The 17,622-nt window shown below is 37.9% G+C and carries 14 protein-coding genes; 2 read left to right on the plus strand and 12 right to left on the minus strand.

Translation table 11 applies throughout. From position 1 onward, the window contains the following. Positions 1-124 precede the first annotated feature (124 nt). Positions 125-1,366 carry a methionine gamma-lyase family protein gene (locus CKV71_RS07850; RefSeq protein WP_095105509.1) on the minus strand — a complete coding sequence of 414 codons (1,242 nt, stop codon included), beginning with the start codon at positions 1,364-1,366 and terminating at the stop codon, positions 125-127. Continuing rightward, complete coding sequence (hflX, locus tag CKV71_RS07855; protein ID WP_095105511.1) at positions 1,367-2,629, minus strand: GTPase HflX; 1,263 nt, start codon at positions 2,627-2,629, stop codon at positions 1,367-1,369. It abuts the gene before it with no gap. 146 nt (positions 2,630-2,775) lie between these two features. Between hflX and CKV71_RS07860 the strand changes: the two genes are divergently transcribed. Further along, positions 2,776-3,249 (plus strand): glutathione peroxidase, encoded by a 474-nt coding sequence (locus tag CKV71_RS07860; RefSeq protein ID WP_095105513.1) that lies wholly within the window; start codon positions 2,776-2,778, stop codon positions 3,247-3,249. Positions 3,250-3,490: 241 nt separating this feature from the next. On the opposite strand, the gene hfq is transcribed toward CKV71_RS07860, so the two are convergent. From hfq to mutS, 9 genes are all read right to left on the minus strand, one after another. Further along, entirely contained in the window at positions 3,491-3,706 is a 216-nt protein-coding gene (gene hfq, locus CKV71_RS07865; RefSeq protein ID WP_095105515.1) for an RNA chaperone Hfq, read from the minus strand. Between the two features lies 1 nt (position 3,707). Continuing rightward, entirely contained in the window at positions 3,708-4,661 is a 954-nt protein-coding gene (gene miaA / locus CKV71_RS07870; protein ID WP_186824470.1) for a tRNA (adenosine(37)-N6)-dimethylallyltransferase MiaA, read from the minus strand. Next, positions 4,645-5,595: an alpha/beta hydrolase gene (locus CKV71_RS07875; RefSeq protein ID WP_095105518.1), complete on the minus strand. Its 951-nt coding sequence runs from the start codon at positions 5,593-5,595 to the stop codon at positions 4,645-4,647. Before CKV71_RS07875 ends, miaA begins: the two co-directional genes overlap by 17 nt. A gap of 694 nt (positions 5,596-6,289) precedes the next feature. Further along, positions 6,290-7,960, minus strand: coding sequence for a glycerol-3-phosphate dehydrogenase/oxidase (locus tag CKV71_RS07885; protein WP_095105522.1), 1,671 nt, complete (start codon positions 7,958-7,960; stop codon positions 6,290-6,292). Positions 7,961-8,137: 177 nt separating this feature from the next. Then, a complete protein-coding gene (gene glpK, locus CKV71_RS07890; RefSeq protein WP_095105526.1) occupies positions 8,138-9,643 on the minus strand; it encodes a glycerol kinase GlpK in 1,506 nt (501 codons plus the stop codon). A gap of 43 nt (positions 9,644-9,686) precedes the next feature. Beyond that, positions 9,687-10,502: an MIP/aquaporin family protein gene (locus CKV71_RS07895; RefSeq protein WP_095105530.1), complete on the minus strand. Its 816-nt coding sequence runs from the start codon at positions 10,500-10,502 to the stop codon at positions 9,687-9,689. A gap of 167 nt (positions 10,503-10,669) precedes the next feature. Further along, positions 10,670-11,203, minus strand: coding sequence for a glycerol-3-phosphate responsive antiterminator (locus CKV71_RS07900; RefSeq protein WP_095105532.1), 534 nt, complete (start codon positions 11,201-11,203; stop codon positions 10,670-10,672). 12 nt (positions 11,204-11,215) lie between these two features. After that, positions 11,216-13,141, minus strand: a complete 1,926-nt coding sequence (gene mutL, locus CKV71_RS07905) for a DNA mismatch repair endonuclease MutL (protein WP_095105534.1) — start codon at positions 13,139-13,141, stop codon at positions 11,216-11,218. Positions 13,142-13,154: 13 nt separating this feature from the next. Next, the gene (gene mutS, locus CKV71_RS07910; RefSeq protein ID WP_095105536.1) at positions 13,155-15,767 is read right to left on the minus strand and encodes a DNA mismatch repair protein MutS; all 2,613 of its coding nucleotides are present in this window, start codon (positions 15,765-15,767) and stop codon (positions 13,155-13,157) included. Positions 15,768-16,073: 306 nt separating this feature from the next. Between mutS and CKV71_RS07915 the strand changes: the two genes are divergently transcribed. Further along, the gene (locus CKV71_RS07915) at positions 16,074-17,039 is read left to right on the plus strand and encodes a glycerophosphodiester phosphodiesterase (RefSeq protein WP_095105538.1); all 966 of its coding nucleotides are present in this window, start codon (positions 16,074-16,076) and stop codon (positions 17,037-17,039) included. Positions 17,040-17,096: 57 nt separating this feature from the next. On the opposite strand, the gene thiW is transcribed toward CKV71_RS07915, so the two are convergent. After that, positions 17,097-17,594: an energy coupling factor transporter S component ThiW gene (gene thiW / locus CKV71_RS07920; protein ID WP_095105540.1), complete on the minus strand. Its 498-nt coding sequence runs from the start codon at positions 17,592-17,594 to the stop codon at positions 17,097-17,099. Between the last annotated feature and the right edge of the window lie 28 nt (positions 17,595-17,622).

Here is a 17,622-nt window from a genome sequence, read left to right on the forward strand (position 1 = left end):
TTACACCCTTTTCTAGACACTTCAACAAATATTGTGTCTAAATCGCTCCTCTTTTCCAACTACAAAATAAAAAACAACCACCCCTCATTAATAGTTAGTCTTAAGGAATAGTTGTTTTCCAAATCTATTGAATTAATCCTTCTTCAAGAAGTTGGTCTGCTGCTCTGATAACAGCCAGCTTCACATGTTCATAAGTCAATCCGCCTTGTACATATGCTTCATATGGCGGGCGTATTGGGCCGTCAGCCGATAGTTCAATCGATGAACCTTGTACGAAAGTACCTGCAGCCATAATTACATCGTCTTCATAACCAGGCATATAACTTGGTTCCGGACTGAAGTGTGCATTAATAGGCGAAGCGGCTTGGATACTTTGACAGAAACGAATCATCTGTTCGGCAGTATCAAATTGAATCGTCTGTATTAAATCCGTTCTAGGTGTGTCATACGCCGGCACCGTACGCATATTTAGCTTTGTAAGCAACAAGCTTGTAAACAATGCACCTTTTAAGCTTTGGCTTACCACATGCGGTGCTAAAAAGAATCCTTGATACATACTTGGCAATTCATCTAATGAAGCACCCGCTTCTCTCCCTATTCCAGGCGCAGTCAATCGATAACCACATCGCTCGATCAAATCCAATCTACCGGCAATATAACCGCCGATTCGCGCAAGACCGCCTCCTGGGTTTTTAATTAACGAGCCAGCAATTAAATCAGCACCCGCTTCAATCGGCTCTCTATCTTCTACAAATTCTCCATAACAATTATCTACGAAGACTATCACTTCTGGATAGTGCGCTTTAATTTGGCGAATCGCCTGTTCAATTTCATCCACATCTAAAGATGGACGTTGGTCATATCCTTTGGAACGTTGTATCGCTACGACTTTCGTCTTTTCATTGACAGTCTCTAATACTGTCTCTACATCAATATATCCATCGTGTGTCAACGGCACTTGACGGTACAAGACGCCGTTTTCTTTCAAACTGCCGATACCATTACCATTAACGCCTATCACTTCCAATAGAGTATCATAGGGATTTCCAGTAATGTATAGCAATTCATCTCCATATTTCAAACAGCTTTGCAAAGCAATGGTAATAGCGTGCGTCCCTGAGATAATTTGCGGACGTACTAATGCTGCTTCTGCTTTGAAAGTATGAGCGTAAATTTCTTCCAGATGATCACGTCCGATATCATCGTAACCGTAACCAGTAGTACCTTGTAAATCTGATTCCGTTGCCTTTACTGCGTGAAAAGCATCAAGAACCTTTGCTTGATTGCGAAAAGCCCTTTCTTCTATTTTTCTAAAAAAGGGCTGTAATGTGTTTTCAGTTTCTTGAATCAATTGTTCTAAATTCATTTATTCTTGCTTCTTTCCTTCATCGTTAATTTTTTGTCGATAACCTTCTACTAAATAGCTTTCATCAGCTTCTTTGAACTCTAATTGTGTAATAATGGTATGTCTTTTCAAGAAATAAAGACGGTCAGCATCATTTGCTGGTACTACTTCTGTATAAGGTTCCATTTGTTTCTCAACTTGCGTGATTAACAATTCACGTACACGCTCTCTATCTTCTTCATTTTTAGCCGAAACAAACACATTCGGAAGTTGAGAGGCCGGTGCGAGCCCATCACTCAAGTCTTTCTTATTAAAAATCACCGCTTGAGGAATCTTATCCATCTCCAAGTCGCCGATAATACGATTAACTGTATCAAATTGCGCACGGTAATCCTCATTGCTGGCATCTACCACATGAAGCAATAAGTCAGCATCTCTTGCTTCTTCTAAAGTTGATTTAAATGCTGCAATTAATGTTGTCGGCAATTTTTGAATAAATCCTACGGTATCTGAAATTATTAAATTAAATCCATCATTGATTTGAATTTGGCGTGTCTTCGGATCTAAAGTGGCAAATAATAAATCTTTTTCATAAGTAGATTCATCCGCTAAAATATTGAACCAGGTAGATTTGCCTGCGTTTGTATAACCGACTAGTGCTACTTGGAATACTTGATTTTGGCGACGTTTGCTGCGGTACCGCTCACGATGCTCAACTGTCGCTTTCAATTGATGTTTAATTTCATTCATTCTGCGACGGATATGACGGCGATCCGTTTCAAGTTTCGTTTCACCTGGACCTCTTGTTCCAATGCCGCCTCCTAATCGGGATAAGCTTTTACCGTGGCCTTGCAAGCGTGGCATCAAATAATCTAATTGAGCCAGCTCAACTTGCAGCTTACCTTCTTTACTGCTGGCACGCATCGCAAATATTTCTAATATCAACTGCGTTCTATCGATAATTTTAACGCCTAAAGTATCATTTAAACTCTTAGATTGTGAAGTGGTTAATTCATCATTCACTACCACCACATCTACGTCATACATTTCTACAAAGTCTTTAATTTCATATTGCTTGCCTTTGCCGACGTAGGTCTTTTCTTCGATACGATCTTTCGCTTGAGTAATTTCACCGATTACTTCTAAACGGCATGACTCAGATAAAGCTTTTAATTCTTCCATGGTAGATTCGAAATCATATTCTTTTTCATCATAAGCATCTACACCGATAAGAAGTGCTTTTTCTACTGCTTCTTCAGTATCATAAATTTTTTCTTGAGGCAAAAAATAATCCCCTTTCTCTACGCATCTATTTAAAATTTCTATACTCTTATTTATACCTGTAATCCTTTCCTATTCTATCATAATGCATATAGAAAGACTATTTCAGCGAAATATGATACCTTGTTCTCAACGAGGTGAATTAAATAATGAGTATTTATGATATTGAAGTAACTAAAATCGACGGTAGCACGTATACATTAGAGAAGTATAAAGGCGATGTTATGCTGATTGTCAACACAGCAAGTCAATGTGGATTCACACCCCAATTCGAAGGTTTACAAGCTTTATATGAAAAATATAAAGATCAAGGATTTGTCGTACTTGGCTTTCCATGTAACCAATTCGGCAAACAAGAACCAGGCAATGGTCAAGAAGCCATGCAAAATTGCAAAATCAATTATGGCGTAACTTTCCCAATGCATGAAAAAATTGAGGTCAATGGCGAAAATCGTCATCCTTTATTCAAATTCTTGACTGAACAACAACACGGTTTCTTTAACAGTAAAATCAAATGGAATTTCACTAAATTTCTTGTAGATCGCGACGGTAATGTCGTCAATCGTTTCTCTCCGCAAAAAAATCCGAGCCAAATCGAAGAGGATATTGAGAAAGTATTATAAAGTATAAAAGAAAGACCGCACAAAACAGCAGCCAATACACTTTTGTATTGAAAAACCGTTGTCTTGTGCGGTTGTTTTTTTAAATATTAATCTTCAATAGACTGATACATCATACAGTAAATAAGACCTGTACAGTATTGCGTCCCAATTTTATCGTCGCGCTTAAAAAATGGTTGCAACATTGCTAAAGGCGTCGTTAAACGTCAGTTTATTTATTACTACTGTATTCAACATTCAACACTTAAGCTTCTACTACTTCAGGCTCTTGTGTAAATGTGCTGATAGCGTGTTTATAAATTAAATGATTTCTACCTTGAGACAAAAGATTTACAACGGTGTCATCAAAATCTACAATAGTCCCTTTCATTTGGAACCCATTCAATAAGAATACTGTTAATTCTTCTCGTCCTTCTTTGAAATTTTGTAAAATTTTGTCTTGGATGTTTTTATCTGTCATGTTAACTCTCTCTCCTTTTATTTATTTGGGCAGTAACCTCATTTAATATCAATGGAAGTGATGTTTGTTCTCTGTCAAACCATTGTACGTTCATTTTATTTTTGAACCAAGTCATTTGTCGTTTTGCGTAGTTTCTAGAATGCTGTTTCAAACTATTGACGGCTTGGTCAATGGATGTTTTATGGTTGATAGCCGGTATAAGTTCCTTATATCCGATGGCTTGCATACTTTGACAGTGTGCATAACCCTCATTCATCAGTTGCTCTACTTCATTTAATAAACCGTGTTCTAGCATAATATCCACACGACTATTTATTCGTTGATACAATGTTTCGCGCGACATTTCTACCCCTATTAATAATGTATCATAATTTTCTGTAAATTGTACTGTTTTCTTGCGAGAACTTAAAACTTTTTTTGTTTTTAAGTAATATTCAACGGCACGCAATACTCTTTTACGATTATTAGGATGAATGGCTTCAGCGGATTCAGGATCGAAAGTACTCAAATACTCATGCAGGTCCTCATTAGAGAGTGTTTCTAACGTAGCCATCTTTTCCTTCACTTCTTTTTCCTTTTCCGCAGAAATTTCTTCTTTATCAAAAGGATAATCATAAATAAGCGACTGTATGTATAAACCTGTTCCTCCTGCAATAATCGGAACATGGCCTCGTTCAGTAATTTCTTTGATTAATTCTTGTGCACGTGTTTTAAAATCAAAGGCTGAAAAAGTTTCATCAGGACTTAGAATATCAATTAAATAATGCGGAACACCTTCCATTTCTGTTTTTGAAACTTTGGCTGTACCTATATCCATGCCTTTGTATACTTGCATAGAATCGCCACTGATAATTTCACCGCCGACACGCTTGGCTAATTCTATACTTAATTCTGTTTTCCCTACAGCAGTAGGACCGACAATTACTACTAATAAGGGTTTATTCGTTGTCATTATGTTCACTCACTTTATTTTTCTTCAGAATATTTTTCTTAATCCAATCATACATATTGTTCCATGTTTGGAGATGGTCCTCTTCAAAGAGAATCTCATGACGCTTATTGCGGTAAAGCTGTACAGTAATATGTTGCACACCGTTACGTTTCATCGTTACACCTAATCTGCGGATACCTTTACTGTAGTCGCCGAAAGGATCTTCTTTGCCAGAAATCAAGAGAACTGGCAAATCCGGATTCATCTTCTTAATTTCAGAAGGTCTGCTTGTGACCATCATTTCATGAATTGTTTCATAAATTGCTTGATTGGACATTAAGAAGCCACAATATGGATCCTCGCAATACTTATTGACTTCATCTTTCTTCGTTGATAACCAATCGCTTTCCGTCTTGGCATCAGGAATACGCTTGTTAAAGGGTTTAAACGCCAAATTATTGACCCATCTCAATCTGCGTCTTTTCCCTAGTATTAACGAGATAAGTTTCATGCCAATTACCATTAAGTTGCCTTTGACTTTAGGAAAAAGTCCTGTACCCGTCAAAATTAATCCTTGTGCTGTGTCAGGATACATTTCGACATACTTTCTAGCGATAATGGAACCCATTGAATGCCCTAATACGATGTACGGCAATCCGTCTCTCTCTGGATACAATGTTTGAAGAATTTCATACGCATCTGCAGCTACTATTTGCATGCTGTCATAATGGCCGCGTTCACGTTCAATAATATCTTTACCATGACCACGGTGGTTATGTCGAATAACATCATAACCTTGTTGGTTCAACGACTCTACAAATAAATCATATCGTCCCATATGTTCAGCCATGCCATGAAAAATATGTACGATTCCGATTCTTTCTTTATTCGCTTTGTCTAGTTTCACTTCAAGATTTGTACCATCTTCAACTGTGATTTTAAATGTATTTGGACACATGTTCTTACCTCCGCGTAATACGTCAATACAATTTGATTGATTGAAACTCATTATTTTATCAATCATTTTATTATTATAGACTATTATGACATATCATAAGCGTGTTTTCAGCCCGATATGACCTCTAAAAAAGAAATATTGGTTTAGTTGTTGCAGCTTAGAGCGTGAGATATAGACACTATATCATGAGAAATGTCTAAAAAAGAGCGTAATCTAGACACTGGTTTTCAAGTTGTGTCTAGAAAACACCTTAATCTAGACACTAGTTTGCGAGTTGTGTCAAGAAAACACTATAATCTAGACACTAGTTTACGAGTTGTGTCTAGAAAACACCTTAATCTGGACACTAGTTTTCAAGTTATGTCTAGAAAACACCTTAATCTGGACACTAGTTTTCAAGTTATGTCTAGAAAACACCTTAATCTGGACACTAGTTTTCAAGTTATGTCTAGAAAACACCTTAATCTGGACACTGGTTTTCAAGTTGTGTCTAGATTAGCAGGATATTGGACATATTGTCCGCATTCTTGGCCATTATCTCAACAATTTCCCTATTTTCTATCCAATCAGCTACTTACCCTCCTCAAACATATTAAAAAAGCTACGAAAAAATCTGCATCAACAGATTTCCTCATAGCCTTTTCTAATCAGAGATTACAGAGGCACAAATATGCTGGACGTAATCTCTCATAATTTATTTTTCAGCAGGTTGATGATTGCCATGTGTCGCTTCTTCAATGGCTTCATTTAATTCTTCAGCATAAAGCGCACGTTGTTCTGCATCATAATTTAATAATTGAGACATGACATCCATGACCGCTTCTTTATATTTCTTCACATCTTCAATGTCGAAATACAACATGCCTGTACGACGAATCAAGAAATCAGTCGGTTTATAAACCATTTCGTGTTGAATACCGTATACTAACTCAGTATAGAGTTCAATTGGTAAACCGGAATTTTGATATTGGGCAGTATAAGCAATTTGATATAATTGATCCGCATTGGAACCGTATCGTCTAGCGATATCTTCCGCTGTTTTAGCATCTAAGTTAGATGCTTCGCCTTCTTTCGTTTTCTCTTTAACAAATTGTTCGAAGTTGGCACTGCCGCCGACATCTCCGCCAGAAATTTTAAGTTCTTTGGTTTCACATGGTTTGAATTTTAATTTGTACTCTTGTTGCAGGCGTTTAGAAACTAAATCTACAATGCCTTTAGCCATATGGCGATAACCTGTCAATTTACCGCCTGCAATCGTCAACAAGCCAGATTTGCCTTCCCAAATCTCATCTTTACGTGAAATTTCTGATGGGTCTTTTCCTTCTTCTAAAATTAAAGGTCTGACACCTGCCCATGAAGATTCGATGTCTTTATCTTCAATATCTAAACCAGGGAACATATAATTCACTGCATCAATCAAGTAATCGCGATCTTTTTGGTTTGGAAGCGGTGAAGTTTTGTCATTATCATAGAAAGTATCTGTAGTACCAATATATGCTTTTCCTTCACGCGGAATTGCAAAAATCATACGTCCGTCTTTTTCAGTATCAAAATAAACCGCTTGTTGTAATGGGAATTTAGATTGATCGATAACAATATGCACACCTTTTGTCAGACGCAGTTGTTTATTGTTTTTAGAATAGTCTGAACTGCGGACCTCATCTACCCAAGGACCGCTGGCATTGATGACTTTTTTAGCATGAATTGTGTAAGGTTCATCCGTCAACATGTCTGTAACTTGAATGCCGTTTACTTTTTCTTTGTCATCATATGTGAAATTCATTGATTTTGTATAGTTTAGAATATCCGCACCTTTTTCAGCAGCACGTTTTAATACTTCGATAGTCAAACGCGCATCATCTGTACGATATTCTACGTAATAACCGCCGCCTTTGAGGCCGTCTTTTTTCACTAAAGGTTCTTTAGCTAACGTTTCTTTCTTACTCAACATTTTCTTACGTTCGGATTTCTTAACACCCGCTAAACGGTCATACATCGCTAAACCAATAGAAGTAGAAAATTTACCAAAAGTACCACCTTTATGCATCGGCAATAACATCCATTCTGGTGTGGTTACATGCGGACCATTTTCATAAACGATTGCTCTTTCGCGACCAGTTTCAGCTACAACACCAACTTGCAGCTGTTTTAAGTAACGTAGACCGCCATGTACTAATTTAGTTGAACGAGAGCTTGTGCCTTGCGCAAAGTCTTGCATTTCCACAAGTGCTACTTTCATGCCGCGTTGTGAAGCATCTAAGGCAACCCCTGCACCTGTAATGCCTCCACCAATTATAACGATGTCATACTCTTGGTTCTTAAAATTGTCTTTAATTTCATTTCTTTTTAAAGTTGATAAACTCATCTAAAACGCCTCCTAATTATTGTCAGTGCATATATGAGACAAGCTGTTCATTTTTTAAAAACCCTTAATATTAAAAAATGAGAGACCTATCCCATACATTTCATATAATTGTACGAACAGTTCTCTCATTCTCGAGTCACATTTATTAACTTGTCTTTATTGTAGCACAATTCAAATTTAGTCGTCTAATTTAAATACTTGTGTTGCTTCTACTGCTTTTTTCCAGCCTTTATAAAGTTTTTCACGCTCTGCAGCTGGCATTTCAGGTTCGAATGCTCTGTCTAGTTTCCAACGCTCAGCTATTTCATCTTTACTTTCCCAATAGCCTACTGCCAATCCGGCTAAATAAGCTGCGCCTAGCGCTGTTGTTTCTTGAATGACTGGACGTTCCACTTTAATATTTTCAATATCTGCTTGGAATTGCATCAAGAAATTATTTTTAACGGCGCCACCATCCACACGCAAGCTTTCTACAGTAATGTCTGAATCTTTCTCCATCGCTTCAACTACATCACGCGTTTGATAACATAAGGATTCTAATGTTGCGCGTACGAAATGTTCTTTCTCAGTACTGCGTGTAATGCCGAAGATTGCGCCACGTGCACTAGAGTCCCAATAAGGTGTACCTAATCCGACAAATGCCGGTACGACATAAACCCCTTCTGTAGATTCGATGCGATTGGCATAATTTTCTGATTCAGGAGCAGAATTTATCATTCGTAACCCGTCACGTAACCATTGAATTGCAGAACCTGATACGAAAATTGAGCCCTCTAGAGCGTAGTTGATTTCACCATTCAATCCGAAAGCAATCGTAGTCAATAGTCCGCTATCAGATTTGACCGCTTCTTTCCCCGTATTCATCAACATAAAGCCGCCTGTACCGTACGTATTTTTTACGTCCCCGCGTTCGAAACATGCTTGCCCGAATAAAGCTGCCTGTTGGTCACCGGCAATACCTGCAATCGGTACTTCTTGACCGAAGAAATGGTAATCTTTCGTTTTCGCATAGATTTCACTCGATTCATGAACTTCAGGTAAGATTTGTTTTGGAATATCTAAGATTTCCAGTAATTCATCATCCCATTCTAAAGTATGAATATTATAAATCAAAGTACGGCTGGCATTTGTATAGTCCGTAATGTGTGCAGCTTTACCTGACAATTTCCATACAAGCCAAGAGTCAATGGTACCGAATAATAAATCGCCATTTTCAGCTTTCTCACGCGCACCTTCCACGTTATCTAGTATCCATTTAATTTTTGAGCCAGAGAAATAAGGGTCTAACACTAAACCAGTCTTTTCACGGAAAGTGTCTTCATATCCTTGGTCTCTCAAACTTTGGATAATATCTTGAGTTTGACGAGATTGCCAGACAATTGCATTATAGATTGGGCGCCCTGTATGTTTATCCCAAATGACAGTTGTTTCACGTTGGTTTGTAATACCGATACCGGCAATTTGATCTGGATAAATATCATCATCATTTAATACTGTCGCAATAACTGATAACACTGAAGTCCAAATTTCATTAGCGTCATGTTCAACCCATCCGTTATGCGGAAAGTGCTGTGTAAATTCACGTTGTGCGGTAGTGACAATTTCGCCTTCCTTATTGAAAAGAATTGCACGAGAGCTTGTCGTTCCTTGGTCTATTGATAAAATATATTTTTCTTTTTCCATAGTTATAACTCCTCGTTTAATATTGTTAAAAAGCCCCAATTTTTTAATAAATCGTACCAATATCTTTTTTATCTATTTTATTTAATACTACACCAAGTATCAAGGTTGCTGCAGTTAAAACGATTGCAACGAATGACATCGTATCAAATGTACCTTTGTAGGCTGCTCGATAAATACAAGCTCCTAACATTCCGCCAGCTAAAGGTCCTAATACAGGAACAATAGCGTATGACCAATTTGATTTGCCTTTTCCAGCGATTGGTAAAATCGCATGAGCGATACGAGGTCCTAAGTCACGCGCCGGGTTGATAGCATAACCTGTTGGGCCGCCTAAACTAATACCGATGGCAACGATTAAACCACCGACAATAATCGGATTCAAACCATCTGTAAACTTGTTGATGCCGATAAATAGCAAACCTAATGTTAAAGCTGCAGTACCGATAATTTCACTGAAAAAGTTCGCATAATAATTTTTTATACCAGGATCTGTACAAAATACTGAAAGTTTAGCACCTTGGTCCTCTGTTACTTTCCAATGAGGCAAGTACATCAACCAAACAAGCACTCCGCCTACAATACCGCCAAGCATTTGGCAAATAATATAACCAGGTACTTTATACCATTCAAGTCCACCATCCATTGCAATTGCCATGGTTACAGCAGGATTCAAATGGGCACCTGAAAATTTTCCAACTGCATAAACACCTAATGTTACAGCTAATCCCCAACCTAAAGAGATGTTGATCCAGTCGCTGCCAAACCCTTTAGACTTCACGAGGTTTAAATTCGCTACAACCCCGCCCCCGAATAAAATCAGAATGGCAGTACCTAAAAATTCTGCAAAATATGGATTCATTTAATTTCCTCCTTATAAGAAGACAAAAAGACCCCTACATATTCCCCAGATAATGTAGAAGTCTCCTTGTTCTCGAATTAAATATTAACTTATTAACAGAATATACTTTAGTGAAAGCGTTGTCAATTATTTTTTTACAAAATTACAATACTATATTTACGAATTCTTTACCATAATGATTGATTGCTCGTTGTAATATATTCCGCACCGCTTGATATGGCCGCCTCAACTTCTTGCTCTTGATCTATCAGCCCGCCTGCAATGACAGGGATATTGGTTTCTTCATTAATCTTACTGACGACTTTGCTAGCCACTCCTGGCAAAGCTTCTACATAATCAGGCTGTACTTGTTTAATTAAAGCGATGCTACGACTTAATGCATGACTGTCGATGACGAATATTCGCAAGATAGTCGCTACCTTTAAAGATTTGGCTTTTTTAATCACTTTCGGCTTTGTAGAAACGATTCCTGCAGGTTTGAACTTTTGAATAATGTATTCGCAGCCGTATTCATCGTGTGCAATTCCTCTCATTAAATCTACATGGATATAAGTTTCCAGTTGATGTTGCGCGAGCAAACTCATAATCCCTTGCAGATGTCCAATATGTGCATCTAACAGCACACATTTTTTATAATCCGTTTTAGTTAATTTTTCTAAATCCTTCATTTCGCGAATTGCGGGTAAGATGTGAGATTTCATAGCCTTTCTCCTTTACATGATGCGTTTGAATAAACGTTCTAATTCATAATTTGAAAAACTGATGATAATCGGTCTGCCATGCGGACAAGTAAACGGATCTTCCATTTCTCGCAGCTGATCGATTAAATCTGCCATTTCATGATTTCTTAAATAGTGATTGGCTTTAATTGATTTTTTACAGCTCATCATAATAGCCGCTTCTTCACGTATTTTTTTAATATCAACTTTGCGATGTTCGAGCACATATTCTACCATGTCTTGAATAATTTCTTGTGCTTCTTCTTTAGGAAACCACACCGGATAACTGTTTACAATGTAATCATGGCTGCCGAAAGGTTCCAGATGTACGCCGACTTTATCTAACTCATCTTTATATTGATTAATAATCATTTGCTCATCTTTTGAAAAATGAAAAGTCATCGGAATGAGTAGGTTCTGCACTTCATTTGTGACTTCTCCGATTTTATCTCGGAAATATTCATATTTAATACGTTCTTGAGCAGCATGCTGGTCTATCATAAACATTCCTGTTTCATTTTGCGCAATAATATAAGTGCCATGAACTTGTCCAACCACTTCCATGTAAGGAACGCGTCGTTTCGGCTGTGCATTTTCTGTTTCGCGTACATCCACTTCTTCGACGTGAGTTGGTGAATCTGAAGTTTCAGTATGTTCCGCATCATCTTCGTGCTGTGCGGACTCAAATAAATTAGCAGAATTTGTATGGTCCTCTTCTAAATCTTGCAGCACCGCGCGTTGTGTTGCATTATAATCCTGTTCTGAAGTATCTTCAGCAACTTGCTCACCTGTTTCGGAGGTACTCTTATCGGTTTCCTCTTTCTGGGCTTTCTTTTCAGCGGTACGGGTTTCAAAATCTAATTTCTGTTGTTCGAAGGTATCTAGTACTTTATTTTTCTTATAAAGTTTATTTTCATCGTTGTGAGGTATAAGAATTTTATCTTTAAAGGCTTCTTGAATTTTTTGTACAATCAACTGGTAGAGTTGCTCTTCTTTAGAAAGGCGTACTTCTAATTTAGTTGGATGTACGTTGACGTCTACGAGTATCGGATCCATTTCGATATTGATGTAGCAGATAGGATAGCGCCCTATAGTTAATAAGGTGTGATAGCCTTCAACAATGGCTTTGTTCAAAACAAAGTTCTTGATGTAGCGTCCGTTGATAAATATAGAAATGTAGTGACGATTGCTGCGCGAGTGTTCAGGTTTCGCGACGTAGCCTTCGAGGTGATAGTCGCTGGTATCGCCTGTGATATGCACGAGGTCTTTCGCTACTTTCATTCCGTATATTTCAGCCATGACTTCGTTGGTACGGCCTGATCCATTGGTTTTCAGCAGTACTTTGTCATCTGAAATCAAAGTGAAGCGGACATTTGGATGGCTCATGGCCATGCGATTGACGATATCAGTAATTTTGCCAAGCTCGGTATAAAGACTTTTCACGTATTTCAAGCGTGCGGGTGTATTGTAAAAGAGTGATTCGACGAGAATATCTGTCCCTTTTTTGGCTTTAGCAGGCTTCTGTTTTAAAATTGCTCCGTCTTCAGCATAAATTTCATGACCGTTCTGCCCATCTGTGCATGTCTGCAATGTCACCTTAGCGACAGACGAAATACTGGCTAAGGCTTCACCACGAAAGCCTAGCGTCCGAATATGGAATAAATCACTGTCTTCATGTAATTTGCTGGTTGCATGCCGATGAAAGACGAGATGCAAATCATCTTCTTCGATACCTGTTCCGTTATCCACTACGCGTATAGATTCGATGCCGGATTGTTTGATTTCTATATTAATTTCGGTTGCTTTCGCATCAAGGGCATTTTCCAATAACTCTTTGACGACAGAGCCTGGTCTTTCTACCACTTCACCTGCTGCTATTTTGTTAGCGAGAGAAGTTTGTAATTCTTTAATATTGCCCATGATTTCTCACCTCTTATTTTAGTTGATTTTGAAGTTCGCTGAGTTTGTTGAGTGCTTGAAGCGGTGTCATATTAGAAATGTTGATTTTCTTCAATTCTGCTTCAATCTCACTTTCTGCAGGCGGCGTTTCAAACAAATCGAATGTGCCTTGTTGGAACTGTTCACTCTCAGATTCTTTTTTATCTTTAATAATTTCTGTTTCTGGTTCTTTGACGATAGATTCTGTTTCCGGCTGCAAATGACTGATTTGCGGGTGCGGTGCATCTTTTTCTTCAAAGGCATCTAGAATGACTTGTGCGCGCTCAATGACTTGGTCAGGCAGATCTGCCAACTTTGCTACTTGAATTCCGTAACTGTCATCCACCGCTCCATCTTTGACTTTGTGCAAGAAGATTAACTCACCTTGATATTCATTAGCTGCGACATGCACATTTTTCAAGCATGAAAGAGATTGATCTAAGGCAGTCAATTCATGATAATGGGTAGAAAATAAGGTCTTGGCGTGTGAAGTCTCGGCTACATATTCAATCATCGCTTGAGCAAGTGCCAATCCATCAAAGGTAGAAGTGCCCCGTCCGATTTCATCAAAAATAATCAAGCTGTCTGCTGTTGCATAAGTCAAGGCTTTTTGTGCTTCCAACATCTCTACCATAAAGGTACTTTTACCGGAGACTAAGTCGTCTGCTGCACCGATACGCGTAAATATTTGGTCGAATATCGGCAATACTGCAGAGCCACATGGTACATAAGCCCCCATTTGTGCCATAATACTGATAATCGCAACTTGTCGCATGTACGTAGATTTACCGGACATATTAGGGCCGGTAATCAAATAAATGAAATCTTCTTGGTCTAGTCGGCAATCGTTAGGCACATAATCATTATAATCCATCACCCGTTCAACCACTGGATGTCGTGAATCGACAAGATTTAATGTTTTATCGTCACTGAATGCAGGGCGCACATAGTTATATTTTTGCGCAATTTCCGCAAAGCTTTGCAGGCAATCAATCTCTGAAATTAGCTTCGCTTGTTTCTGCAAACGTTCAGTATAGGCTTTAACCTCTTCTCTCAATTTCGCAAAAAGTTGGTATTCTAGTTCGACCGCTTTATCTTCCGCCCCTAAAATGATGTCTTCTTTTTCTTTCAATTCATCGGTAATAAAACGTTCCGCATTGGAAAGCGTTTGTTTACGATTATAACCATAATCTGCTGGTTCAAAGCCATTTAAATTAGCACGTGTAATTTCAATAAAATAACCGAACACTTTGTTGAAACTGATTTTAAGCGATTTGATACCCGTACGTTCTCGTTCTTTCGCTTGCAGCTGTGCCAACCATTGTTTACCGTTCACTGAAGCCTCTAGATATTCATCTAGTTGTTTATTGAAGCCTTGCTTGAATAGTCCGCCATCTTTAACTGAGATCGGTGGTTCTTCTACTAAACTTTGTTCTAATAAATCGAGCAAATCATTTAATGGTTCTAACTGGCGAAATTGCTCAGGTAATTCATCATCAAAGTCATCCAGCAACGCTTTGATATTAGGAATTTCCGCAATAGAGTGTTTCAGTTGAATTAAATCTCTCGCGTTAACGTTTCCGTAACTTACGCGCCCGACAAGACGTTCAATGTCATAAACTTGATTTAAGTAGTTGCGGAGAGTATCGCGCTCGATGAAGCGATCAATCAGTTGAGAAACTGCATCTAAACGTTCGTTGATTGCTTGTTTGTAAATCAAAGGGCGGTCAATCCATTGTTTGAGACGACGTGCTCCCATTGGTGTTTTTGTTTCATCCATCAACCACAACAGAGTTCCCTTTTTAGACTTCAAACGGATACTTTCTGTCAATTCGAGATTACGTTTGGCGTAATAATCCATTTTCATATAGTCTACTGCCTCGTACGCTTGTGCTGCTTCAATATGATTCAAGCTGCGTTTTTGTGTATGATGAATATAATCTAAGAGCAACTGTACAGCTTGATGCATCAAGGTATCTTCAATTTGGTTCACTTCGTACATTTCGTTACTGATTTCATCGACAACAGTAATCGTTTCAGTTGCTAAGCTCATTTGCTGTTTCAGCGCGTCGCTAACTTGTTCTGCAGTTACAATTTCATTCGGATTAATGGTCGTAATCTCATTTAACAACATGCTTTCATCGCTGAATTGAGTGACTTTCAACTCACCTGTTGATACATCGCAATAACTGAGCGCGATAGCTGAGCCTTCTTTAACAAAACTTAAGATATAATTATTTTGTTTTTCATCCATACCGCCCTGGTTCATAATAGTCCCAGGTGTAACGACACGGATAACTTCTCTTTTAACCATTCCTTTAGTGGTTTTCGGATCTTCCATTTGCTCACAGATAGCGACTTTATAACCTTCATTGATTAAAGTTTCGATATAACTTTCCGCTGAATGATAAGGCACTCCGCACATTGGAATCGGGTTTTCTTTTTTCGCGTCACGCTTGGTCAGTGTAATTTCTAAGACTCTAGAAGCTTCTTTCGCATCTTCGAAAAACATTTCGTAAAAATCGCCTAATCTAAAAAATAATAAGCAGTCTTGATATTGTGATTTAATCTTTAAATATTGCTGCATCATCGGCGTTACATTTGTCATGATTCTTAATCATTCCTTCTATTATCGTTTTAATTCTTTTTTAATTTAATATATTTTATACATTTTCGTTGGTTTACGCAAACAATGTGAATTGCTTTTCTCTTAACTCATCTATTTTAACAAATTCTATCTTTGCATACGAGTTTCTCATTTTCATGGTATACTTGAAAAAACAAAATTGCTAAGGAAGTTAATCTATTTTTAATATGCAGTAAAGTTATATGAATTTATAGTTAAAACTAAAATATTGTATATAGACTTTTGTTATATTAAATTTAGATTTTAAAAAGGAGATGGAGTTTCAAGATGAAATTAGGTAAAACATTATTAACATCAGCAATTCTTTCAACAACCATTCTTGCAGGCGTGCAAAGTGCATCAGCAAGCGGTGGCGGCACAGGTCCCGTGTCGCCAGACAACTCTTCTACAGCACATACAAACCAGGAGCAAAATAAAAATGTGCTTGATAGAAACGTAGCCATTGCACATCGTGGCGCGAGCGGTTATGCTCCTGAGCATACTTTCTTTGCTTATGATAAAGCAAAAAACGAGTTAGGCGCAGATTACATAGAATTAGATTTGCAAATGACCAAAGATGGCAATTTAATTGCGATGCATGATGAAACAGTGGACCGTACTACAGGTGGCAAGTACCATGGACCAGTCAAAAATTATACTACTGCACAATTGAAAAAAATGGATGTCGGCAGTTGGTTTAACCAAAAAAATCCACAATATGCGAATCCTAAATATGCAGGGGCTAAAATTCCTACTTTAGATGAGATCCTTCAACGTTACGGTACAAATACCAATTATTATATTGAAACCAAATCACCGAATGTATATCCGGGTATGGAAGAAAAGTTATTAAATACCTTAAGCAAACACGGTATGACAACGCCGGACAAATTACGAAATGGCCAAGTGGTCATTCAATCATTTTCTCAAGAAAGCTTGTTGAAAATGAAAAAGTTAAATCCTAATATGCCGCTTATTCAATTAACAGATGCGTTGCAACTACCACAGTATAGTGATGCAGATTTAAATTATATCGCTTCTTATGCACGTGGAGTGGGTCCTGAATATCATGATGCTACACCGGCACAAGTTGAACGCTTGCATCAACATGGCTTGCTTGTTCATCCTTATACTGCCAATACACAACTTGCAATGAAAAACTTGATTAATGCAAATGTAGATGGTGCATTCTCAAATTATATCGATCGCTATATTCAATTAAGAAATCAATCACAAAATAAAACTGCTTATTAAGTGAAGAACGGGCTGGGACAAGAAATAATAATGTCCCAGCCCTTCTTTACTTTCATACTAATCTTTAGGCAGCCATCTTGAAAGCTTTCCTTTTTTAAATAATATCATCAATAATACATAACTGATAAAAGCACCTAACGCACTAGAAGTAATAAATGCCAACATAAGTGGCTTGATTGCGATACTATGCAATCCAATAATCCAAGCTAACGGAATACACATAAAACTTCCTATCAAACCTGTACCGATAACTTCTCCCATAGCGGCCATAAATAAGTGTTTGCGATAACGATAAAGCAGACTTGCTAACAATACTCCCACCATACTGCCAGGAAAGGCAAAGGCTGAGCCTGTACCGAATATCATACGAATGACTGAAGATAAAAATGCTTGCGCCAATCCATACCAAGGACCTACAAATACAGCACATAACACGTTAATCATATGTTGAACCGGTGCGGCTTTAATCGGACCTAATGGTATAACTATAATACTGCTTAAAACCACATTAATCGCTATAAACATCGAAGTTAAAGTAAGTTTTCTCACATTCATATATTGACGCCCTTTCTATTTTTAAAAA

Source organism: Staphylococcus piscifermentans (genome assembly GCF_900186985.1).
Taxonomy (GTDB): domain Bacteria; phylum Bacillota; class Bacilli; order Staphylococcales; family Staphylococcaceae; genus Staphylococcus; species Staphylococcus piscifermentans.